Annotated in this window: 22 protein-coding genes; 15 read left to right on the forward strand and 7 right to left on the reverse strand. The window is 66.7% G+C overall.

What is annotated here, in order from left to right:
- Window positions 1-43: 43 nt before the first annotated feature.
- Window positions 44-325, reverse strand: coding sequence for a hypothetical protein (locus tag ROA7023_RS02220; protein WP_085877352.1), 282 nt, complete (start codon window positions 323-325; stop codon window positions 44-46).
- A gap of 110 nt (window positions 326-435) precedes the next feature.
- Here ROA7023_RS02220 and pyrC point away from each other — a divergent pair, with 110 nt between their 5' ends.
- From pyrC to ROA7023_RS02255, 6 genes are all read left to right on the forward strand, one after another.
- The gene (gene pyrC, locus ROA7023_RS02225; RefSeq protein ID WP_085877353.1) at window positions 436-1,476 is read left to right on the forward strand and encodes a dihydroorotase; all 1,041 of its coding nucleotides are present in this window, start codon (window positions 436-438) and stop codon (window positions 1,474-1,476) included.
- Between the two features lie 47 nt (window positions 1,477-1,523).
- Entirely contained in the window at window positions 1,524-2,195 is a 672-nt protein-coding gene (locus ROA7023_RS02230) for an orotate phosphoribosyltransferase (RefSeq protein ID WP_085877354.1), read from the forward strand.
- A gap of 175 nt (window positions 2,196-2,370) precedes the next feature.
- Window positions 2,371-3,873 (forward strand): replicative DNA helicase, encoded by a 1,503-nt coding sequence (locus ROA7023_RS02240; RefSeq protein ID WP_085877356.1) that lies wholly within the window; start codon window positions 2,371-2,373, stop codon window positions 3,871-3,873.
- A gap of 180 nt (window positions 3,874-4,053) precedes the next feature.
- A complete protein-coding gene (locus tag ROA7023_RS02245) occupies window positions 4,054-4,893 on the forward strand; it encodes a PhzF family phenazine biosynthesis protein (protein ID WP_200812444.1) in 840 nt (279 codons plus the stop codon).
- A gap of 102 nt (window positions 4,894-4,995) precedes the next feature.
- A complete protein-coding gene (locus ROA7023_RS02250; RefSeq protein WP_085877358.1) occupies window positions 4,996-6,282 on the forward strand; it encodes a hypothetical protein in 1,287 nt (428 codons plus the stop codon).
- Window positions 6,279-7,070: a COG3904 family protein gene (locus tag ROA7023_RS02255; protein WP_085877359.1), complete on the forward strand. Its 792-nt coding sequence runs from the start codon at window positions 6,279-6,281 to the stop codon at window positions 7,068-7,070. The genes ROA7023_RS02250 and ROA7023_RS02255 overlap by 4 nt, the downstream gene beginning before the upstream one ends.
- Window positions 7,071-7,092: 22 nt before the next feature.
- On the opposite strand, the gene ROA7023_RS02260 is transcribed toward ROA7023_RS02255, so the two are convergent.
- Window positions 7,093-7,563, reverse strand: coding sequence for a response regulator (locus ROA7023_RS02260; RefSeq protein ID WP_143535412.1), 471 nt, complete (start codon window positions 7,561-7,563; stop codon window positions 7,093-7,095).
- Between the two features lie 193 nt (window positions 7,564-7,756).
- Here ROA7023_RS02260 and alr point away from each other — a divergent pair, with 193 nt between their 5' ends.
- The 5 genes from alr (at window position 7,757) to ROA7023_RS02285 (ending at window position 11,419) form a co-directional block, all read left to right on the forward strand.
- A complete protein-coding gene (alr, locus tag ROA7023_RS02265; protein WP_085877361.1) occupies window positions 7,757-8,794 on the forward strand; it encodes an alanine racemase in 1,038 nt (345 codons plus the stop codon).
- Window positions 8,791-9,567, forward strand: coding sequence for an MlaE family ABC transporter permease (locus ROA7023_RS02270; RefSeq protein ID WP_085877362.1), 777 nt, complete (start codon window positions 8,791-8,793; stop codon window positions 9,565-9,567). The genes alr and ROA7023_RS02270 overlap by 4 nt, the downstream gene beginning before the upstream one ends.
- Complete coding sequence (locus ROA7023_RS02275) at window positions 9,564-10,310, forward strand: ABC transporter ATP-binding protein (protein WP_085877363.1); 747 nt, start codon at window positions 9,564-9,566, stop codon at window positions 10,308-10,310. The genes ROA7023_RS02270 and ROA7023_RS02275 overlap by 4 nt, the downstream gene beginning before the upstream one ends.
- A 271-nt stretch (window positions 10,311-10,581) precedes the next feature.
- The gene (locus ROA7023_RS02280; protein WP_085877364.1) at window positions 10,582-10,974 is read left to right on the forward strand and encodes a hypothetical protein; all 393 of its coding nucleotides are present in this window, start codon (window positions 10,582-10,584) and stop codon (window positions 10,972-10,974) included.
- 4 nt (window positions 10,975-10,978) lie between these two features.
- Window positions 10,979-11,419, forward strand: a complete 441-nt coding sequence (locus tag ROA7023_RS02285; RefSeq protein ID WP_234991974.1) for a paraquat-inducible protein A — start codon at window positions 10,979-10,981, stop codon at window positions 11,417-11,419.
- A gap of 100 nt (window positions 11,420-11,519) precedes the next feature.
- On the opposite strand, the gene ROA7023_RS02290 is transcribed toward ROA7023_RS02285, so the two are convergent.
- Window positions 11,520-12,482: a LysR family transcriptional regulator gene (locus tag ROA7023_RS02290; protein ID WP_085877366.1), complete on the reverse strand. Its 963-nt coding sequence runs from the start codon at window positions 12,480-12,482 to the stop codon at window positions 11,520-11,522.
- A 111-nt stretch (window positions 12,483-12,593) separates the two neighbouring features.
- On the opposite strand from ROA7023_RS02290, the gene ROA7023_RS02295 reads away from it, so the two are divergent.
- Window positions 12,594-13,976, forward strand: a complete 1,383-nt coding sequence (locus ROA7023_RS02295) for an aminotransferase (protein WP_085877367.1) — start codon at window positions 12,594-12,596, stop codon at window positions 13,974-13,976.
- A gap of 480 nt (window positions 13,977-14,456) precedes the next feature.
- Window positions 14,457-15,056 carry a VPLPA-CTERM sorting domain-containing protein gene (locus ROA7023_RS02300; RefSeq protein WP_159458424.1) on the forward strand — a complete coding sequence of 200 codons (600 nt, stop codon included), beginning with the start codon at window positions 14,457-14,459 and terminating at the stop codon, window positions 15,054-15,056.
- 228 nt (window positions 15,057-15,284) lie between these two features.
- Here ROA7023_RS02300 and phaR read toward each other — a convergent pair whose 3' ends face one another.
- The 3 genes from phaR to ROA7023_RS02315 all read right to left on the reverse strand — a co-directional run bounded on the left by phaR (window position 15,285) and on the right by ROA7023_RS02315 (window position 18,432).
- A complete protein-coding gene (gene phaR / locus ROA7023_RS02305) occupies window positions 15,285-15,863 on the reverse strand; it encodes a polyhydroxyalkanoate synthesis repressor PhaR (protein ID WP_085877369.1) in 579 nt (192 codons plus the stop codon).
- Between the two features lie 175 nt (window positions 15,864-16,038).
- The gene (locus ROA7023_RS02310) at window positions 16,039-16,491 is read right to left on the reverse strand and encodes a phasin family protein (RefSeq protein WP_085877370.1); all 453 of its coding nucleotides are present in this window, start codon (window positions 16,489-16,491) and stop codon (window positions 16,039-16,041) included.
- Window positions 16,492-16,638: 147 nt separating this feature from the next.
- Window positions 16,639-18,432, reverse strand: coding sequence for a PHA/PHB synthase family protein (locus ROA7023_RS02315; protein ID WP_085877371.1), 1,794 nt, complete (start codon window positions 18,430-18,432; stop codon window positions 16,639-16,641).
- A 118-nt stretch (window positions 18,433-18,550) separates the two neighbouring features.
- On the opposite strand from ROA7023_RS02315, the gene phaZ reads away from it, so the two are divergent.
- Window positions 18,551-19,810: a polyhydroxyalkanoate depolymerase gene (gene phaZ / locus ROA7023_RS02320; RefSeq protein ID WP_085877372.1), complete on the forward strand. Its 1,260-nt coding sequence runs from the start codon at window positions 18,551-18,553 to the stop codon at window positions 19,808-19,810.
- A gap of 1 nt (window position 19,811) precedes the next feature.
- The gene (locus ROA7023_RS02325) at window positions 19,812-20,381 is read left to right on the forward strand and encodes a DUF6151 family protein (protein ID WP_085877373.1); all 570 of its coding nucleotides are present in this window, start codon (window positions 19,812-19,814) and stop codon (window positions 20,379-20,381) included.
- Here ROA7023_RS02325 and ROA7023_RS02330 read toward each other — a convergent pair.
- Window positions 20,378-20,830, reverse strand: coding sequence for an Lrp/AsnC family transcriptional regulator (locus ROA7023_RS02330; RefSeq protein WP_085877444.1), 453 nt, complete (start codon window positions 20,828-20,830; stop codon window positions 20,378-20,380). The genes ROA7023_RS02325 and ROA7023_RS02330 overlap by 4 nt on opposite strands.
- Window positions 20,831-20,849: the final 19 nt, after the last annotated feature.

Genomic DNA, 20,849 nt, shown 5'->3' on the forward strand with positions numbered 1-20,849 from the left:
TTGTGACGGCCGGCGCAGTCCGGGGCGCGGCCCCGGGTCGGCACTAGGTCTTGGGGCCTTCGACCACCTTGCGGATCGCCGCGATGATCCGGGTCGCGAAATAGCCCAGCGCCCCGCCGAGTATCAGCCCGAAGGGTGTTCCGCTGTCGAAGGCCGCGTTGAGCAGGGCGGCGGCCAGCATCACTATCATGAAGGCCAGCGCCTTGATCTCGGCCGGCTCGACCTTGACATGCGCCGCCATGGACCGCGCGAGCGGCCGCGCGGCGGTCTCTTCGGCGGCCGGTGTCAGGTAGCCGGCGACAATGGCGATCAAGAAGCCGAGCATGGGGTGTCTCCGATCCAGAAAAACGCGTGCCATCAATATCGTCCGGTCCGTGGCGCGGCGCAAGGGGCGTGGCTCTGGTGCATGGACGCGCGGCGATGTAAGCCAAGGGCATGACCCAGACCCTGACCCTGCGCCGTCCCGACGACTGGCACCTGCACCTGCGCGATGGCCCGCTGCTGCACGGGGTCCTGTCCGACAGCGCGGCGCATTTCGCCCGGGCGATCATCATGCCGAACCTCGTCCCGCCGGTGGTCACGGGAGCGCAGGCCATGGCCTATCGCGAGCGGATCCTGGCCGCGCGCCCCGAGGGGTCCGCGTTCACGCCGCTGATGACGCTGTACCTGACCGAGGAGACCGACCCCGAGGACGTGGCCCGCGCCCATGCGGACGGCATCGCCACGGCGGTCAAGCTCTACCCGGCGGGGGCGACGACGAACTCCGCCTCGGGGGTGCGCGACATGGACAAGGTCCGCCCGGTGCTGGAGCGGATGGCCGAGATCGGCATGCCGCTGTGTGTCCACGGCGAGGTGACGGATCCGGATGTCGACATCTTCGACCGCGAGGCGGTGTTCATCGACAAGGTGCTCAAGCCGCTGCGGCGCCAGGTGGCCGACCTGCGCATCGTGATGGAGCATGTGACGACCCAGAACGCGGTCGATTACGTCCGCGACCAGCCCAAGCGGCTGGCGGCGACGATCACCACCCACCACCTGATCATCAACCGCAACGCGATGCTCGCGGGCGGAATCCGGCCGCATTACTACTGCCTGCCGGTGGCCAAGCGCGAAAAGCACCGGGTCGCCCTGGTCGAGGCGGCGGTCTCGGGGGACCGGCGCTTTTTCCTCGGGACCGATTCCGCGCCCCACCTGGACTCGGCCAAGCTGCAGCCCTGCGGCTGTGCCGGCGTCTATTCCGCACCGGTGACACTGAGCTGCCTGGCCGAGGTCTTTGACGTGGCCGGTGCGCTGAAGAAGCTCGAGGATTTCGTCTCGCTCAACGGCCCGCGCTTCTACCGGCTGCCGCCCAATGACGAGACGGTCACGCTGGTCAAGGGGCCGCCGCTGGACCGGACCCGAGTGCGCGAGACCGGCGCGGGGCCGGTCACGGTGTTCGACCCCGGCTTTCCGCTGCACTGGCGCGTCCGGGACTGAGGGGCCGACATGAGTTTTCTTGCCAAGATGAATGGAGCGCGTCTGACATGATCCCCACTGGATTTCTGGACAAACAGGAGATCGCGCGGCTGAGCGCCAGAATGCTGCTGGAGATCGGTGCGGTGCATTTCAATGCGCGGGAGCCGTTCACCCATGCCAGCGGCAACCGGGCGCCGACCTATATCGATTGCCGCAAGCTGATCTCGTTTCCGCGGATCCGGGCGACGCTGATGGATTTCCTGGCCGTCACGGTGATGCGCGAGGCGGGCTTCGAGGCGTTCGACAATATCGCGGGCGGCGAGACGGCGGGCATCCCCTTTGCCGCGCTGATGGCGGAGCGGCTGGCGCTGCCGATGACCTATGTGCGCAAGAAGCCGAAGGGATACGGGCGCAACGCGCGCATCGAAGGCGCGATGTCCGAAGGGCAGCGGGTGCTGCTGGTGGAGGATCTGACCACCGACGGCGGCTCCAAGCTGTCCTTTGTGGAAGCGATCCGCGAGACCGGCGCGAGCTGTGCGGCGACGGCCGTGATCTTCTACTACGATATCTTCCCCGAGACCGTGCCACGGCTTGCCGAGCACGGGGTCCAGCTGATTCACCTGTGCACCTGGTGGGACGTGCTGGCCGAAGCCCGCAGCCGCGGCAGTTTCGATGCCGAAACGCTCGATACGGTGGAGGAATACCTCCGGGCGCCGCGCGAGTGGACACCGGCCGGCTGATCCGCGCCTTGCGCGGCCGATTTGCCGTCAAGATGTTGACCTGTGCCGGCATGGCGCCCCATGCTGTTGTGGCCGGACACAGCTTTCACAGACGATCCACAGAGATATACAATTTGCGCAGCGTCCGGGGTTCGGCCTATGACGACCGGCACGAGGAAATCGAGTGGGGTTCGGGATGAACGATATCACGGCATTCAGGGTCGGCGCACCTGCGCCGTCCGAGGCGGGGACCGGAGATCTGCCGCATTCGACGGAAGCCGAGCAGCAGCTTCTGGGCGCGATCCTGACCAACAACGACATTTTCGACCGGGTGGCCTCGATCATCGGGCCGGAGCATTTCTATGACCCCGTACACCGGGCGATCTATGAGACCGCGGCGGCACGGATCACCAAGAACGCGCTCGCCTCGCCGATCACGCTGAAGGCCTTCCTGGAAGAGCACGAGGGCCTCAAGGAGCTGGGCGGACCGGCCTACCTGGTGCGGCTCGCCGGCTACGCGGTGTCGTCCTATGCGGTGCGCGACTACGCCCAGATGATCTATGACCTGGCGATTCGGCGGGAGCTGATCTCTCTGGGCCAGGACATCGCCGACAGGGCGGGCCGGGTCGAGGTGCATTCGGAGCCGCGCGAGCAGATCGTGGACGCCGAGCAGAAGCTCTACAAGCTCGCCGAGCAGGGCCAGACGGAGCGCGGGTTCCAGTCGTTCCTGCGGGCGGTGACGGACGCGGTGAACGTGGCCAACGCGGCCTATCAGCGCGAGGGCGGGCTTGCCGGGATCTCAACCGGGTTGACGGACCTGGACCGCAAGCTGGGCGGGCTGCACAAGTCGGACCTTCTGATCCTCGCCGGGCGACCCTCGATGGGCAAGACCTCGCTGGCGACCAATATCGCGTTCAACATCGCCAAGGCCTATCGCAAAGGCACCCTGACCGACGGCAGCGAGGGGGCGGTCGATGGCGGGGTGGTGGGGTTCTATTCGCTGGAGATGTCAGCCGAGCAGCTTGCCGCGCGGATCCTGAGCGAGGCCTCGGAGGTGCCCTCGGAGCAGATCCGGCGCGGGGACATGACCGAGGGCGAGTTCCGACGTTTCGTGGACGCGGCGAAGTCGCTGGAGGCCTGCCCGCTTTATATCGACGACACGCCGGCCCTGCCGATCAGCCAGCTGGCCGCGCGGGCGCGGCGGCTGAAGCGGACCTACGGGCTGGATGCGCTGTTCGTGGACTATCTGCAGCTGGTGCGGCCGGCGAGCGCCAAGGACAGCCGGGTCAACGAGGTCTCGGAGATCACCCAGGGTCTGAAGGCCATCGCCAAGGAGCTGGACATTCCGGTCGTCGCACTCTCGCAGCTGTCGCGCCAGGTGGAAAGCCGCGAGGACAAGCGGCCTCAGTTGAGTGACCTGCGGGAATCGGGCTCGATCGAGCAGGACGCGGACGTGGTGATGTTCGTGTTCCGCGAGGAATACTACAAGGAGCGCGAGAAGCCCGGCGACCACGAGATGGAGAAGATGGCCAGCTGGCAGGACGAGATGGAGCGGCTGCACGGCAAGGCCGAGGTCATCATCGGCAAGCAGCGTCACGGGCCGATCGGGTCGGTGGACCTGTCCTTCGAGGGACGATTCACCCGGTTCGGCAACCTGGTCAAGCCATGGCAGCAGACTGTGGGCGGTGACACGTTCTAGGACCCGAGCGCCGACCGGAGCAGGGCGGGCCCCCGCGTCGGGGCCGGCCGTGGTGTTTGCGGGCGGGCGTGGAAGGGGGGCGCTGCCCCCCGTCTGCCGGGGCAGACTCCCCCCGGGATATTTGGAACCAGAAGAAGCCGGAGCCGGGGCGCCGGCAACAGACCGGGGGAGTGCGAGAAGATGGGGATACGTCCTTTCGTGCAGATGGATGTTTTTGCCGAGCGCGCGGGCCGGGGCAACGGGCTGGCCGTCGTGGCGGAGGCCGCCGGGCTGAGCGACGCGGACATGCAGGCGTTCGCGGCCTGGACCAACCTGGCGGAGACAACTTTCCTGCTGCCGCCCGACGATCCGGCCGCCGATTACCGCGTGCGGATCTTCACGCCGCAGCGCGAGATGCCCTTCGCCGGGCATCCGACCCTTGGCTCCTGCGCGGCCTGGCAGCATCTGGGCGGGCGGCCGAAACTCGACGACCGGGTGGTGCAGGAATGCGCGATCGGGCTGGTTGAGATCGACCAGACCGGCGCCCTGCCCGCCTTCGTCGCGCCGCCCACGGCGATCCGGCCGATGGCGCCGGCTCTGCGGGACCACGCGCTGGAGCTTCTGGGCCTGGCGCCCGGGGATATCCTGGCCGCTGTGGAGCTGGAGAACGGTCCGGTCTGGCAACTGTTCGAACTGCGCTCGGCCGGGGCCGTGCTGGCGCTGGATGCGGGGGCGGTCACGTGGGCGCAGGTACCGGCGCTTGCCGTCGTCGGGCCCCATGCCGCGTGCGCCGGCGCGGCGTGGGAGCAGCGGTTGCTCTCGCCCTCCTCCGGCATGTCGGAAGACCCGGTAACCGGCTCTCTGGCCGCAGCGGTCGCGCGGTGGCTCGACGACCAGGGGCGGCTTGGCCCGGAGGCGGTGGTCGCACAGGGTGGCCGGATCGGCCGGGACGGGCGCATCCACCTGCGCCGAGACCCCGCCGGGCGGGTCCTGGTTGGCGGACGGAGCCATGTGGTGATCGCCGGCACTGTCGATATCTAGGTGCTCCGGCGCCGGGTCGGCGGAGCCAACCCCAATGTGACTGGCCTTGGGGCGCCGCTTGCGCGTATCCTTTCCGCCGATCTGATCGGGAGACGGGCCACAATGGACGACGACGGACACCTGAGCCGCAGCGAGGCGCGCGGCGTCCGCTATGCCCGCGAACTCGAGGGGCATCTGACCTGGCTCGACAGTTTTACCGGCGCGGCGCTGGGTGTGCTGGCAGTCGCGTCAGGGATCTACACCTTCCTCGGGGTCTCATCGCTGCTCGACGACACCGGAGCGCTGAGCTTTTTCGCGGCCATGGCCTATTCGGTGGCCGTGTCGGTCGGGATCTTCGTGTTCTGGTCCTATCTGATGCGCTTGTTGCCCGCGGTGCGGACCGCCGCCGCGCGGATGGGGCTGTTCCTGTCCATGATCCTCGGCAGTTGCGCGATCATCGCCATGTCGTCCTGGCTGAACGCCGCGGCCCTCGCGGGTGCGGCCGCGGTCGAGCAGCACATGGCCACCACCGTGCAGGAGTACCAATCGGCCCTGGAGCAGGCCAATGCGATCGCCGTGTCGGCCCAGGGGCTGGAGCGGGATGTCGCCCGCGTCCGGCAATCCTTCGAGGACCTGTCCGAGCAGGAGGCCACCGGGCAGCTTTCGGGCTTTGCCGGGGAAGGCGCCGTCTTCCGGCTGCTGCGGCAGAAATCCGACGAGTTGCGCGCCCTGGAAGAGCAGATCGCCGGACAGCAGCCCCTAGTCGACCAGGCCTTCGAGGAGGGCAACGCGATCCTGTCGCGGATGCGGGCGCTCACGGTCGAGCGGGGGGCGGTCGATCCGCGCTCTGTCCTGTTTTCCGAGGAGGCGGTGCGGCTGGCAAACATCATCACCCGCCTGCGGCAGCTTTCCGTGGCGCCGCTGGTGGTCCGGGCGGCCAACGACCTGCAACGCTCGGTCGTGCTGCCGGAACTCGACGGGTCCACCGCCGAGACGCGGCAGGGCCAGTCGGCCACCATGAATTCGGTGCTGACCGTGCTGGGCCAGCGCGCCGACACCCTGCGCCAGGCGGCCGAGGCGGTGACCGCCCTGCCCCCGCCCGCCGACACGACCTATACGCCGATCTCCACCGCCGACGCGGTGATCCTCTATGCGGGGAACTTCGTGCCGTCCTGGGCCGGGGCGATCGCCATCGACCTGCTTCCGGCGGTGCTGGTGCTGATCGTCGCGATAACACAATCGGCCATCCGGTCCGGGCGCGAGGGCGCGGCGACCGAAGATCTGATGACACTGGCAGAGCTCCGCTCGGCGGTCCGGGCCCTGCGCGACGTGGAACGCTCGATGGAGCAGGACCACGAGCCGCCGCGCCGGACCATTGCCGCGGTCGACACGGGCCGCCCCGCGGAATGAGCGTCCTGCGCCCACACCCCGGGACGCGCGGGGCGATTCGCGCGATCCTGTGGCTGCAGGTGGGGCTGGCGGTGGTGCTGCTCGGGTCCGAACTGATCCGGGTGCTGCCGCAGATCGTCTGGCCCTCGGCCGCGCCGGAGCTGACGGCGCCGCTCGCCCCGGGCGACCAGACCCGGCGCTATCGTCCCGCCGAGCTTCCCGCGCGGGATGCGCCGCCCGGATCGCGGCCCGTGCCGGTGACGACCGACATGCCCTCGCGCCTGCTGTTCGAGCCCGCGACCTGGGAGGGGCGCGAGACGCTGACCCTCACCGGGACCATCGCGCCGGGGGATGCGGAGCGTCTGTCGGACTATCTTGACGGGCGCACGGCGCCGGAGCTGGTCTTTCTCAACTCGCCCGGCGGGTCTGTCGGAGATGCGCTGAGCATCGGCCGGAGCTTGCGGGAGATGGAGGCAGAAACGCGCATGTCGCAGGCCGATATCTGCCTCTCGGCCTGCCCCTACATGCTCGCCGCCGGTGTCCGGCGCCAGGTCGCCGAGGGGGCCATGGTCGGGGTCCATCAGCATTTCTTCGGCGAGAACATTGCCTTGCCGGCCTTTCTTGCGGTGGAGGACATCCAGCGTGGCCAGGGCGAGGTGATGGCCTATCTCGCGGAAATGGGGATAGACCCGTTGCTGATGCAGCCCGCGCTGGTGACCCCGCCGGACGAGATCTACCTGCTGACGGCCGAAGAGCTGTCGCGCTATGGGCTGGTCACCCCGGCCGACGGCGCCGAGCCGGACACCTGACGGCAGCGATCCGCGGGCGAGGTCAGGAGAATTCCGCCAGCGCATCCCAGGCGCGATCCGGGCGGGCCCCGTCGCGCCCGACAGGGCCCGACGACAGGCGCCGTGCGGTGCCCGGCGCCACGCGCCCCAACTCTCGCAGGGCCGAGGCCAGTGCCGAGGGCGGCGCGAGGCGTGGCAGCCGCGGCCCCCGAAACCCCAGGCGCCGGGCCTCCGGCTCGTCCATGTCGGACAGCAGGACATAGGGCACACCCATGCGCATCAGCCGTCCGATCACCGGGCGCACGCTTTCCCCCACCAGTTCCGGCGCCACGAAAACGCCGTCGATCCGGTCGGACGCATGGTCCAGCCGCGCCATCGCCTGCGGCACATGGCTTGCTATGGCCAGGACCCTGTGGCCCTGATCCTCGAGCTTGGTTTCCAGATCGATGGAGGCAACCGTCTGTTCGTCGAACAGCATCACCGCAAGCCCACGGGCTTTCTGTCGGTCAATCACAATCTCTCCTCCCCAGCAGAGTGTGATGGTGCGCGGCCTGTGAGCCAACCGTTCGCACGATGTGACCCCTGACCGCGACCTCAATATATCCGATTCCCCCCACGCGCGGAGCGAAAAATTTCGAAGTCGGTAACAAATTGCTGATGGGCCGAGGTCCCTTGACCCTGCCGCGCACCCTGTCAAAAGGCTTTTCATGGGCAGTGGACACCTCACGATCGACCTTGGTGCGCTTGCGGCGAACTGGACCGCGCTGGATGCCAAGACCGCCTGCGAGACGGCGGCCGTGGTCAAGGCGAACGGCTATGGCCTGGGCGCGGACCGCGTGGCCCGTACGCTGGCGCGGGCGGGGGCCCGGCGCTTCTTCGTGGCGGTCGCGGAAGAGGGCTCGGCGGTGCGCGACGGGGCCGGGCCGAACGTGGATATCTGCGTGTTTTCAGGGCACATGCCCGGCGATACCGAGATGATCTCGGATCTCGGGCTGGTGCCGATGCTGAACTCCCTCGATCAGGTGCTGCGCCATTTCGAGGCCCTGCCCGGCCATCCCTTCGGGATCCAGCTGGACAGCGGGATGAACCGGCTGGGCATGGAGATGTCGGAATGGGCGGCCGTCGCGGAAATCGCGATCGAGCAGCGCCCGGTGCTGCTGATGAGTCACCTCGCCTGCGCCGACGACCCGGACCACCCGATGAATGCGCGGCAATTGGCCGAATTTCGCCGGATGACCGATGGCACCGGCGTGCCCCGGTCGCTGGCCGCCACCGGCGGGATCCTGATGGGCCCGGAGTTCCATTTCGAGATGACCCGCCCGGGAATCGGTCTTTACGGCGGGCTACCCTTCGCCGATGCCCGGCCGGTGGTGCATCTCGACCTGCCGGTGATCCAGGTGCGCGATGTCGAGGCCGGCGAGACCGTGGGCTATGGCAACACCTGGACCGCGCCCGCGCCTTGCCGGATCGCCACCGTGGCTGCGGGCTATGCCGACGGGATCACGCGGCACCTGTCCGACAGCGTGACCATGTGGCACGGCGACACGCCCTGCCCGCTGCGGGGCCGGGTCTCGATGGATCTGCTGACCGTGGACGTGACCGCCTGCGAGGAGGAGCCCACGGCGCTGTCGCTGCTCAACCATCGCCAGGGCGTCGACGACCTGGCCGATATCGCGGGCACCATCGGGTACGAGCTTCTGACCCAGCTCGGGCACCGCTATGCCCGGCGGACGACCGGGCCATGATCCGCGCTCTGGCATGGCTCGGACGGCTGACGCTTGGGCTGATCGCCGCGCTCGGGCGGATGACGCTGTTCGTGCTCGAAGTCTTCAGCCACCTTTTCCGGCCCCCCTGGTATCCGCGCGAATTCGGCAATGCGGTGATGTCGGTGGGCTGGCAATCGCTGCCGGTCGTGGGGCTGACCGCGCTGTTCACCGGCGGGGCGCTGGCGCTCCAGATCTATTCCGGCGGGGCGCGGTTCTCGGCCGAGGCGGTGGTGCCCCAGATCGTGGCGATCGGCATGGTGCGCGAACTGGGGCCGGTGCTGGTCGGGCTGATGATCGCGGCGCGGGTGACCTCGTCCATCGCGGCGGAAATCGCGACGATGAAGGTGACCGAGCAGATCGACGCGCTGGTGACCCTGTCCACCCACCCGATGAAATACCTGACCCTGCCCCGGGTCCTGGCCGCGACCCTGACCGTACCGGTCCTCGTCGGAATCGGTGACGTGATCGGGATCTTCGGCGGCTACGTGGTGGGAGTCTACCGTCTGGGGTTCAACGCCGCGGGCTACCTGCAGAACACCGTCGATTTCCTCGAGGCGCTCGACATCCTGTCGTCGCTGGCCAAGGGCGCGGTCTTCGGGGCGCTGGCGGGGCTGGCCGGGTGCTACTACGGGCTGAACTCGGCTCGGGGCGCCATGGGCGTGGGCCGCGCCACAAAGAGCGGCGTGGTCGCGGCGGCAGTGCTGATCCTGGCCGCGAACTTCGTCCTGACAGAGGTGTTTTTCTCGGCATGATCCGCCTGTCCCAGGTCAAGAAGTCGTTCGGAGACAACCACGTGCTGCGGGGCATCGACCTCGAGATCGCGCGGGGCGAAAGCATGGTGGTGATCGGCGGCTCGGGGACGGGCAAATCGGTCGTGCTGAAATGCATCCTCGGCCTGATGACGCCCGAAGCCGGCATGATCGAGGTGGGCGGCCAGGACGTGAGCCGGGTGTCGCGCGACGCCTTCCTCGCGAGGTTCGGCATGCTGTTCCAGGCGTCGGCCCTCTTCGACAGCCTCCCGGTCTGGCAGAACGTGGCCTTTCGCCTGCTGCGCGGGGCGCAGAAGCGCCCCAAGGCTGAGGCCCGCGCGATCGCGCTGACGAAACTCCGCCGCGTGGGGCTCGGACCAGAGGTGGCCGAACGGCTGCCCGCCGAGCTCTCCGGCGGCATGCAGAAGCGGGTGGGCCTGGCCCGCGCCATCGCGGCGGACCCCGAGATCATCTTCTTCGACGAACCGACCACGGGTCTCGACCCGATCATGGCCGGGGTCATCAACGACCTGATCCGCGAGATCGTGACCGAGATGGGGGCCACCGCGGTCACGATCACCCACGACATGTCCTCGGTCCGGGCGATTGCCGACAGGGTGGCGATGCTGCACCACGGAAAAATCCGATGGGCGGGCCCGGTGTCCGAGATCGACCAGGCCGGCGACCCCTACCTCGACCAGTTCATCAACGGCCGCGCCGAGGGTCCGATCGAGACGCTTCGGTGACGGGGCGAAAGGGGGCGCTGCCCCCTCCCGGCCCGGCGGGCCGGTTCACCCCCGGGATATTTCGAACCAGAAGAAACTGGGGACCGGTCTTCATTGCCTTGCAATATCCCCGCCGGAGGCCCCGGCCCGGTCACCAAGCGCACCGTTTCGTATTGGTCCGGCGCACGGCGAGGGGTCGGCGCCGTCCCATCGCGGGCCTTGCATCCCCGGCCTGCCATGGCCCGCCGGATTGGAGTATGACGTTGCGACAGTTCAAAAGGTCCAACCTGACATGAGTTTTCTTGAACCTGATCCCTATATCCTTGCCTTCATCGCGGTAAAGCAGGGGATATTTCTGCTGGCCCTGCTGCCGCTGGCCCTAGTCCGGGCCCTGGCGGCGCGGCGCTCGGCCCGGTGGGCCGCGCTGGCGGCGCTGGCACTCTGTGCCTTCGGCCTGGCCGCGCGATACCTTCCCGAGGTCCTGGGGATCTACGAGGGCCTCTTTGTCCGGATATCCGGCATCTGGCGCGGGCTTTGGGGCGGGTTGGCGATGAATTTCGCCGCCTCGGCCGCGCTCCTCGCCTCTGCCCTGCTGCCCGGGCGGCGGTGGTGGGGGCTGGATCTTGCGCATGTGGTTCTGCTGGCCGGACTTCTGGGCCTTTGGGGCTACAGCATTTGGGGATAGCGCCGTGGCCAATGCGTTGAAGATCGCCAATCTTTCGTTGATCGTTCTTTTTCCGGTGGCCTGGTTCGCGCCGCTCTTGCGGGCGGGCTTGCTGCCGCTCTTCGGTCTGTCCGAGATCAGCGTGATCTCGGGCTTGCAATCGCTCTGGCGTTCGGACGTGTTCCTGGCCCTGATGGTGACGGTCTTCGCCCTGTTCGCGCCTTATCTCAAGACCATCGGCCTGGCGCTGGTGCAATTCGGCCTTCTGGACGACCGGGCGCTGCCAGTTCTGGGTTGGCTCGGCAAGCTCGCCATGGCCGACATCTTCCTTGTCGCGCTCTATATCGTCGTCGCCGAGGGGGTGGGCGTGGGGCGGGTCGAGGTTGCCTGGGGCCTCTACCTGTTCTCCGGCTGCATCCTGGTCTCGCTCGGCCTGTCCATGGCTGCGTCCCGCCGGAAGACCTGAGCGACGCCGGGCCCGGCGGTCCCCGGCGCGGGGAGGGCGCTGCCCTCCCTCTTGGCTCACGCCAATTCACCCTCCCGGGATATTTGGGACCAGAAGAAGGTCAGAGCCGCTTGAGCGTCTTTTCCAGCCAGGGCGCGTCTGCGATCATCGGCGCGACGATCTGGGCAGAGATCAGACCGCGCAGACGCTCGGCGATTTGCGCGGGCATGGTGCCCAGGATGTCGCGGCGGGACGTCAGCGAGATCGTCCGCGTGAGCGGGCGGCCCGGCAGCGGCAGGATCCGCACCCGGTCGTGGAACCGGTCGGCATGTTTCCAGCCGAGCGGCGTCAGAATCGTCCAGCCGGCGCCCTCGGCCACCATGGCCAGGATCGCGTGATAGCTGTCGAGTTCGAACCGCTGCTGGAAACTGAGGTTCTGCCGGGCCAGATGCGCCGCGATCGTGCGGCCCATCAAGTGGCGCGTGGTGTAGCGGATATGCGGCAGGGTGCGCAGGTCGGCGAGGCTGGGCCTTGCGGCCGCGAGGCTTCGCGGGGCCGCGATCACGAACGGCTCCTGCAGGAGCGGCTGAACCTCGTGCCCCTCCGCGCCCGTCTCCATGTCGGCGGCGACGACCACATCGAGCGCCCGGGCGTCGAGCTGATCGAACAGCCGGTGGGATGGCCCGGTCTCGAGCAGGAACTGGCAGGATCTCAGCTCTTCGGCCATGGCGGACAGCAGGCTAGGGGTCACGTCGGCGTCGAAATCCTCGATCATCCCGAGGCGGAACCGGGTCAGGGCGCCTTGACCCGAGAGACCCAGCTCGGCGCGGGCCTGGTCCGCCTCGTTGAGGATCGCGTTGGCGCGCCGCAGGAAGGTCTCGCCCGCGGGCGTCAGGGTCACCGGCCGTTCGGAGCGGTTGAGCAGGGTCGCGCCGATGTCGCGCTCGAGGTTGGTCAGCTGCTGCGAGACGGTCGCCGCCGAAGTGTCCAGACGGCGGGCGGCGGCGGAGAGCGACGCCTCTTCCGCGGTCGCCACGAAGACCTCGATTTCCCACAGAGTGATCTTTCCAGGACGCTGCGCCATGGACGCGACGTTAGGGGCTGCGGCGCCCGCCCGCAACGTCGCGCATGCCCTTGATGGATTGCGGCGGACAGGCGCCGGGCATAGTGTCGGCGCGAACCGGAGAGGTGCCCCATGCCCGATGACAAGACGAACTCCTGGGAGGTGCGCGCCGCCGCCCACACGCTCTATGGATTCACCGATCTGCCCACCATCGCCGAGCGCGGCACGGTGGTGCTGACCGGCGGCCATGGACCTTACGTGCGAGACGTGCACGGGCGCGAATATCTCGACGCCAATTCGGGCCTGTGGAACATGGTCGCGGGGTTCGACCACCCCGGCCTGACCGCCTGCGCCCAAGAACAATACGCCCGTTTCCCGGGCTATCACGCCTTTTTCGGCCGGATGTCAGACCGCACGGTCGAGCTGTCGGAGAAGCTCGTCGAGGTCTCGCCTTTCGAGCAGGGCCGCGTCTTCTATACCAATTCCGGATCCGAGGCGAACGACACGCTGGTCAAGATGCTGTGGTTCCTCAACGCGGCAGAGGGTCAACCCGAGCGGCGCAAGATCCTGACACGGGTCAACGGCTATCACGGGGTGACAGTCGTGTCGGCCTCGATGACGGGCAAGCCCTACAATTCGGTCTTCGGCCTGCCCTTGCCCGGGTTTCTGCATCTTTCCTGTCCGCATTACTGGCGCAACGGCGCCGAGGGCGAGACCGAGGCCGCGTTCACTGCCCGGATGGCGGCAGAGCTGGAGGCTGTCATCGCCCGCGAAGGGGCCGAGACCATCGCCGCCTTCGTCGCCGAGCCGGTGATGGGCGCAGGCGGGGTCATCGTCCCGTCCGAGGGCTATTTCCAGGCGGTCGCGCCGATCCTGAAAAAGCACGGCATCCCGCTGGTCTCGGACGAGGTGATCTGCGGTTTCGGCCGGACGGGGGCGCGCTGGGGCTGCGAGCAATACGGGTTCATGCCCGACGCGATCATCTCGTCGAAGAACCTCACCGCCGGCTTTTTCCCCATGGGCGCGGTGATCCTCGGCCCGGAGCTGGCGGACCGCTTGCAGCGCGCCTCGGAGGCGATCGAGGAGTTTCCGCACGGGTTCACCGCCTCGGGCCACCCGGTGGGCTGCGCGATTGCGCTGAAGGCGATCGAGGTCATCCTCGACGGGGCCGACGGAGAGGCGCCGCTGATCGAAAACGTGCGCCGGCTGACACCCGGGTTCGAGGCGGGGATGGCGAAGCTGGCCGAACATCCCAACATCGGCGAATGGCGTGGCAAGGGGCTGATGGGCGCGTTGGAGGCGGTGGCCGACAAGGCGAGCAAGACCCCCTTCCCCGGCACGCTCTCGGTCTCGGAGCGGATCGCCAACACCTGCACCGATCACGGGCTGATCTGCCGCCCGCTGGGGCAATCGGTCGTACTTTGCCCGCCGTTCATCATGACCGACGCGCAGATGGCGGAGATGTTCGAGAAGCTGGGCGCCGCGCTGACGAAGGTGTTCGACGAGGTGGCCTGAGGTCCTCCGGACAACCTGTCCCCTGCGCTCCGGGCCGCGAGATCCGGAGCGTTTTCAACAGCTTCGAACGCAGCCCATCAAGACCGCCTGGCGCCCAACCTTCAAGTTTCGGTCCTGGGCTAAATGTCCGGGTCCTGTTCGCTCTTGCTGTAGGGGCCCTTGGCAAAGGGTGCCCGCCCCTCGCTTGCGGGGCCGCTCGTGCCCCTGACGCCATCGGTCCCCGATCAAGGGAAACCTTCGCGCTCCCGAACTTTGCGGAAAATCGGCAAGAATCGAGCGGGAGAGCGGGGCGGAGTTGGAAATTCACCGGGGGCATCATGGCCTTTGCTGGCGGCAGGCGCAGGCACAGCGCGTCCGTGACCGATACTTGCAGACAAATGCTCAGATCAAGAAAAAGGACTATCAATTAAATCAAAAAAAAGCTTCATGATGTTAAAATGACATTTCATGGAGGAATGTCACCAAACTTGGGGACGAGTGATGAAAAGACAGAAAGCCGTTGCCCGGCATGTCAGAGCCTGTGCGATTGTCTCGGCACTGGCCATTGGCGCGTTCACCGCGCAATCTGTTCAGGCTGCGACGTACGAGTACACGGGCGCGACCTTCTCGAGCAATTTTGCGCCGTATGACACCTCAATGAATATTTCAGGGGCGTTCGACGTTGCCAGCCCCTTGTCGTCGTCGATGTCGTTGACGGATATCTCCGGATCGTTGACGAGTTTTTCCTTCTTTACTGGCGTTCGGACATTCGAGACCGGCGATGATGTAAACAACTTCAGTCTGGCAACAGACGTCACCGGCGCTATCGTCGGCTGGGAAATCAACATTGACGACAATGCCTGGTATGTCTCCATGAGCAGCAGCAGCTCGCCCAAGGACCGAACAAGGAACATGGGGCCCGGCGGGGGCGATGCCTACAACTATACCGCTGGATCCTGGGCGATCGCTCCGGTGCCTCTGCCCGCCGGGTTCTGGTTCCTTATGGCCGCACTCGGTGGTCTTGTCGTTCTGGCGCAGCGCCGCAGGGTTGTCTTGCCGACCGCTCTCGAAAACGCCGGGGGATTTGGGCAACCGTCATAGACCTGCCGCCCAAGGTCGTCTCGGCATCCGGTGGCAAGAAGGCCCGCCAATTTGGTCTGTTCCGTGGCCTGACAGGTCCAGGACGGCCGATGGGTGCAAGAGATAGTCCGCCGATCCCAAGCAGAATTCTGACCGAAGACGGAAGCCGTCCGGATCACGGCCCGCGCGGCGGGGCCCGCTCTGTGCCATCCGGCGCCGGGACGTCACCAGCCCTTGGCGCACGGAGCGCTACTTGCCCATCCGTGCCAGCTTCATCTGCAGCGCGGCGAGCTCTTTCTTGATCTCATCGAGGTCATCGCCCTTGCCGCCGGCAGATGCCTTGCCCGAAGGCGCCTCGCCCTCCCCGGCCGGGCCGGTTGCGCCCACGACGCCGCCGGTCATCGCCTTGAGGAACGCCTCTTGTTGGGTGCGCAACGCATCGAACCCGGGGACCTTTGCCATCGGGTTGATCGTGCCCATGTTCTCCATCATCTTGGTCTGCCCCTCGCGGAACATCTCGAAGCTCATGGCGAGGAATTGCGGCATGACGGACATGGACTGGGTGGTGTAGCTGCGGACCAGATCGTTCAGAACGCCGACCGGCAGCATGTTCTCGCCCCGGCTTTCGTGTTCCGCGATGATCTGAAGCAGGTATTGCCGGGTCAGGTCGTCGCCGGATTTGAGGTCGACGATCTGGACGTCGCGGCCCTCGCGGATGAAGGATGCGATATCCTCCAGCGTCACGTAATCGGACGTTTCGGTGTTATACAGCCTGCGGCTGGCATATCGTTTGATCAGAAGTGGCTTGTCGGTGCTTTCGGCGGCCAAGCGTGTCCCTCCCACGGTCACTGCTGCGGTGCAGAGGAGCCTACGCGTCACATGTCGTTTCCACAAGCGTTATGCCGCAGCGGCACAAACGCAAAAGGGGCAAGCCGATGGCTTGCCCCCAGGTCTGCGGGACCGGTCGGCGGCAGGGAGGAGCCGCGCCGTTCCGTGCGACGTCTTACTTCGCGGCAGTCGCCTTCTTGGCGGCCGAGGTCATGTCCTCGGTGGCCTTCTTGGCGGCCGAGGTCATGTCCTCGGTCATGTCCTTGCCGGCGGCCAGGACGAGTTCCATCGTCTCGGTCTGAACCTTCTTGGCGATCTCGGCGTAGGCAGCCATGTGCTCGGCGGCGGCTTCGGCGGTCGTCGACGCGAAATCCGTCATCGCCTTGGCGTAATCGGCGGGCTCGGACTTCGCCTTGCTCATCGCGGAGAACTTGGTCAGCGTGTCCTGCATCCACTTGGCGGAGAGGTCGGTGGATTTCTGGGCGGCGTCGATCGAGACGGCGCTCAGCTTCTCGGCCAGGGTGGTCTGGGTCTTGAACGCTTCTTCCATGGACTTGGTGTCCACGGGGAACGCGCCCATCATGTCTTTCATCATGGCGGAGAGATCTTGGGTCTTTGCGGTGGCCATTGGAGAATTCCCTTCAAACTTGGCTTGTTGCTGTGTCTGACCGGAATATGCATGCTGCAGCGCAGCATTTCAAGTATTTTCTGCGCTGCAGCATGAAATTTCCGTGTGGTCGACGCGATCAGATGCTTGCTGTCCGCGCCCCCCGCGTCAGGCGGCCGGACTGGCCACCACATAGGTCCCCGGCGCGGGCGCGATGGGCGGATGATCGGCGTCTCCCGGTGTGCGGGCGGGAATCATCTTGCCCGACATCGGCGCCAGCCAGTCGTTCCAGCGCTGCCACCAGGACCCTGCGTGTTTTTCGGCCCCTGCCTGCCAATCCTCGGGCGAAAGGGACAGGTCGGGATTGGTGTAATGGCCGTATTTCATCTTCGATGGCGGGTTCACGATGCCGGCGATATGGCCACTTTCGGACAGGATGAAGGTCTTGTCGCGCGCACCCATCTTCTGCACCCCACGATAGGAGCTTTTCCAGGCCGCGATGTGATCGGTCTCGCAGGCCACCGCGCAGACCGGGACGGTGACGTCGGACAGCTGCACGGTCTCGCCCGCGACCTCGAACCCGGTGGTGGCAAGCCGGTCGTTCTGACACAGGCCGCGCAGGTATTCGACGGCCATCTTCGCGGGCAGGTTGGTGCCGTCGCCGTTCCAGTAGAGCAGGTCGAAGGCCGGCGGCGCCTCGCCCATCATGTAGCTCTTGATCGCGGGGCCATAGATCAGGTCGTTGGACCGCAGGAAGCTGAAGGTCCGGCTCATGTAGAAACTGTCGAGGATGCCCTCGCGGGTCACCTCGGCCTCGATCCCGTCGACGAAATCGTCGTCGAGAAAGACGCCGACCTCGCCCTGGTCCGAGAAATCCGTGAGCGTGGTGAAGAAGGTCGCGGAATTGACGCTGGTGTCCTTGCGCCGCTTCATCACGCCCAGCGCCATCGACAGGGTCGTGCCGGCGATGCAGTAGCCCACCGCGTTGACCTTCTTGGTGCCGCAGATCGCCTTGACCTCGCGGATCGCGGCCAGATACCCCTCTTCGATGTAATCGCCGAGGCCCACGTCGCGGTAGGTCGCGTCCGGGTTGACCCAGCTGACCACGAACAGCGTGTGGCCCTGGTCGAGGATCCACTTGATCAGCGAATTCTTCTCCTTCAGATCGAGGATGTAGAACTTGTTGATCCAGGGCGGAAAGATCATCAGCGGCGTCTGGTGGACCTTCTCGGTCGTCGGCGCGTACTGGATCAACTCGAACAGGTGGTTGCGATAGACCACCTCGCCCGGGGTCGTGGCGAGGTTCTCGCCCACCTTGAAGGCCTCGCGATCGGCCAGCGTCACGATCAACTCGCCGTCGTTGCGCTCCAGGTCGGCGACCAGGTTCTCGAGGCCCCGCACCAGGCTCTCGCCATCGGTTTCGACCGCGCGGGCCAGCGCCTCGGGGTTGGTGCCGAGGAAATTCGCCGGGCTGAACATGTCCACGATCTGGCGCGAGAAATAGTCCAGCCGCCGCTTTTCCTTCGGGTCGAGCCCCTCGATTCCCTCGATCGCCTGCTCGATCGCCTCGACGTTCAGCATGTATTGCTGCTTGATGAAATTGAAGTAGGGATGCTGCTCCCAGAGTGGTGAGTTGAATCGGCGGTCCGTCGGCGTCGGATCCTCCGGCGCGGCCAACTTGCCCGAGGCAAGCACCTGTTGCGCCTCGACGTAATGCTTCAGCGTCTTGCCCCAATAGCCCACCTGATGCTCCAGGAGCTTGGCGGGATTCTGCATCATTTCAACCATGTAGGCGCTCGCCGCCTTCATGTAGAGTTCCTGGCTGGGGCCCTGCAGCGCCGGCGGGACGCTGCGCTTGGAGGAAAAGGCCGTGATCAGCCGCTGGCTGAGGTCCTCGATCTTGGTGATGTTCGCCTCCAGGGTCGCAAGCGCGGTCCCTTCTTCGGAAGTTTCAGTTGTCATCGCATCTCTCCCCCCTTACTTTGCACGTGCAGCATCCACAGTGACCCTTTGGCAAGGTCACCGTGACCATAGTGGTGAGGATGGGTATGCGCCAACCCCGGCAAGAGGTGATCCGCCGATGAAATACATGTTGACCTACGATCTGATGGAGACGGCACGGAACACCAACCAGTGGCTCGGCTCGACCATGCGTGCGTTCGGATCCTACCCCGGGTTGGCGATGAACCCCGCCATGGCCCTCGTCAAGGCCTGGGGCGAGGTGACCGAGCGGACCTTCGCGAGAATGGTCGCCAAGCCCGACTGGGGCATCCCCTCGATCACCGGCGAGGACGGCAAGGATCACGTGGTCGCGATCGAAAGGATCGTGACCAGGCCCTTCGGCAACCTCATTCACTTCAAGGTCGCGGGCCGCAAGCCGCGCAGCCGCCGGGTGCTGCTGGTCGCGCCGATGTCCGGCCACTACGCGACGCTGCTGCGCAAGACCGTGCTGAGCCTGCTGCCCGATTGCGAAGTGTTCATCACCGACTGGCACAACGCCCGTGACATACCCGTTTCGGCCGGCAAGTTCGACGTCGAGGACTACACACTCTATGTGGTCGAGTTCATGAAGGCGCTCGGCGCGGATCTGCATGTCATCGCGGTCTGTCAGCCCGCGCCGCTCGTGCTGGCCGCCACCGCCTATCTCGCGGGCGAGCAGCCCAAGGCCCAGCCGCGCTCGCTGACCCTGATCGGCGGACCGATCGACCCCGAGGCGAACCATACCGAAGTCACCGATTTCGGCCGCTCGGTCACCATGGGCCAGCTTGAAGAAACGATGATCCAGCGCGTGGGCTTCAACCACGCCGGCGTAGGGCGCATGGTCTACCCGGGCCTGCTGCAGCTGGCCTCGTTCATGTCGATGAACGCGTCCACCCACAGCTCGGCCTTCATCAACCAGGTCTTCGCCGCCGCGCGGGGCGAGGCGTCGGAGTTCGACAAGCACAACGTGTTCTACGACGAATATCTCGCGGTCATGGACATGCCGGCGGAATTCTACCTCTCGACGGTCGAGCGGATCTTCAAGGGCCGCGAGGTCGCCCGCAACGAGTTCTACGTCAAGGGCCAGCACGTCGACTTCGACAAGGTGACGACCGTCGCGGTCAAGACCGTCGAGGGCGAGGAGGACGACATTTCGGCCCCCGGCCAGTGCCGCGCGGCGCTCGACCTGCTGTCGGGGCTGCCCGACGAAAAGAAGGCCTGGCACGTGGAACCGGGCGCGGGCCACTACGGGATCTTCGCGGGCCGCTCCTGGCGGACCAACATCCGTCCGCTTGTGCTCGGCTTCATCGACGCGAATTCCGGCGCGCCGCGGGCCTCGCAGCCGGTCGCGGCCGAGTAACATGGGCAAGACCATAGCGTTTGCCTGCACCTGCGGGGCGCTGCGCGGCCATCTTGTCGACATCTCTCCCGCCGCGGGCACCCGTGCGCTGTGCCATTGCGCAGATTGCCGCGCGGCCGAGATCCATGCCTCGGGCCACGACCCTGCGCCCGACCCCGTGGAGCTGTTCCAGACGACACCCGATCGCCTGAAGATCGACGCGGGCGCCGAGCATCTGGCGGCCTTCTTCCTGCGCAAGCCGTCGTTCCTGCGCTGGTATGCCAACTGCTGCGGCGCGACGCTGTTCAACAGCCCGGCACGTCCGACAATTTCGTCGCTCTCGATGCAGGTCTCGCGCCTGGCCGACGCCGCCCCGCTGGGCCCTGTCACGGCCGAGGCCTTCGTGCCGGGCGCGGGCGGAAAAACCAGCCACAAGGGTCTGCTCAAGTTCATCGCGGCCGCGATGATGCGCATCGCGGCGGCCCGGATCAGCGGACGTTGGCGCCAGACCCCGCTGTTCGACGCCAAGGGGCAACCCGTCGCCGTGCCGGAACGGCTGACCGAGGCCGAACTCGCCGCCCTGCCCTCCTAGGCCCGGTCGTCCTTGGGCGAGCCCATGACGATATAGCTGGTGATCGAGCGGACATGGGGCACCGTGCCCAGCCTGTCGGTGTGGAATGCCTTGTAGGCGGCCAGATCCCGTGCCTCGACCCGCAGCAGGTATTCGAAGGCTCCGGCCACGTTATGGCATTCCACCACCTCGGGCGCGGTCCTGACCGCGCTCTCGAAGGCGTGCTGCGCGGCCTTCGTATGCTCGGCCAGCCCGACGGTCACGTAGGCCAGGAAGCCGCGGCCGACCTGCGCCGTGTCCAGCCGGGCGCGGTAGCCGCGGATCACCCCGCGCCGCTCCAGCTCCTGCACCCGGCGCAGGCAGGCGGAGGGCGAGAGCCCGACTCGCTCCGCCAGATCGAGGTTGCTGATGCGCCCGTCATGGGACAGCACCTGCAATATCTTTTCGCCTATTTCATCAATACCGGTCATATATTGCAAAAGATCCGCG

Origin of the sequence: Roseisalinus antarcticus (assembly GCF_900172355.1) — a bacterium.
GTDB classification, from domain to species: Bacteria; Pseudomonadota; Alphaproteobacteria; order Rhodobacterales; family Rhodobacteraceae; genus Oceanicola; species Oceanicola antarcticus_A.

Excerpts from the sequence above, each read along its gene's own strand:
- ROA7023_RS02240 (WP_085877356.1), top strand. The coding sequence starts at position 2,371 with ATGAACGATATCACGGCATTCAGGGTCGGCGCACCTGCGCCGTCCGAG.
- ROA7023_RS02255 (WP_085877359.1), top strand. The coding sequence starts at position 6,279 with ATGAGCGTCCTGCGCCCACACCCCGGGACGCGCGGGGCGATTCGCGCG.
- ROA7023_RS02310 (WP_085877370.1), bottom strand. The coding sequence starts at position 16,491 with ATGGCCACCGCAAAGACCCAAGATCTCTCCGCCATGATGAAAGACATG.
- ROA7023_RS02295 (WP_085877367.1), top strand. The coding sequence starts at position 12,594 with ATGCCCGATGACAAGACGAACTCCTGGGAGGTGCGCGCCGCCGCCCAC.
- phaZ (WP_085877372.1), top strand. The coding sequence starts at position 18,551 with ATGAAATACATGTTGACCTACGATCTGATGGAGACGGCACGGAACACC.
- ROA7023_RS02250 (WP_085877358.1), top strand. The coding sequence starts at position 4,996 with ATGGACGACGACGGACACCTGAGCCGCAGCGAGGCGCGCGGCGTCCGC.
- ROA7023_RS02290 (WP_085877366.1), bottom strand. The coding sequence starts at position 12,482 with ATGGCGCAGCGTCCTGGAAAGATCACTCTGTGGGAAATCGAGGTCTTC.
- alr (WP_085877361.1), top strand. The coding sequence starts at position 7,757 with ATGGGCAGTGGACACCTCACGATCGACCTTGGTGCGCTTGCGGCGAAC.
- ROA7023_RS02245 (WP_200812444.1), top strand. The coding sequence starts at position 4,054 with ATGGGGATACGTCCTTTCGTGCAGATGGATGTTTTTGCCGAGCGCGCG.
- ROA7023_RS02220 (WP_085877352.1), bottom strand. The coding sequence starts at position 325 with ATGCTCGGCTTCTTGATCGCCATTGTCGCCGGCTACCTGACACCGGCC.
- ROA7023_RS02315 (WP_085877371.1), bottom strand. The coding sequence starts at position 18,432 with ATGACAACTGAAACTTCCGAAGAAGGGACCGCGCTTGCGACCCTGGAG.
- ROA7023_RS02270 (WP_085877362.1), top strand. The coding sequence starts at position 8,791 with ATGATCCGCGCTCTGGCATGGCTCGGACGGCTGACGCTTGGGCTGATC.
- ROA7023_RS02330 (WP_085877444.1), bottom strand. The coding sequence starts at position 20,830 with ATGACCGGTATTGATGAAATAGGCGAAAAGATATTGCAGGTGCTGTCC.
- pyrC (WP_085877353.1), top strand. The coding sequence starts at position 436 with ATGACCCAGACCCTGACCCTGCGCCGTCCCGACGACTGGCACCTGCAC.
- ROA7023_RS02325 (WP_085877373.1), top strand. The coding sequence starts at position 19,812 with ATGGGCAAGACCATAGCGTTTGCCTGCACCTGCGGGGCGCTGCGCGGC.
- ROA7023_RS02275 (WP_085877363.1), top strand. The coding sequence starts at position 9,564 with ATGATCCGCCTGTCCCAGGTCAAGAAGTCGTTCGGAGACAACCACGTG.
- ROA7023_RS02300 (WP_159458424.1), top strand. The coding sequence starts at position 14,457 with ATGAAAAGACAGAAAGCCGTTGCCCGGCATGTCAGAGCCTGTGCGATT.
- ROA7023_RS02230 (WP_085877354.1), top strand. The coding sequence starts at position 1,524 with ATGATCCCCACTGGATTTCTGGACAAACAGGAGATCGCGCGGCTGAGC.
- ROA7023_RS02280 (WP_085877364.1), top strand. The coding sequence starts at position 10,582 with ATGAGTTTTCTTGAACCTGATCCCTATATCCTTGCCTTCATCGCGGTA.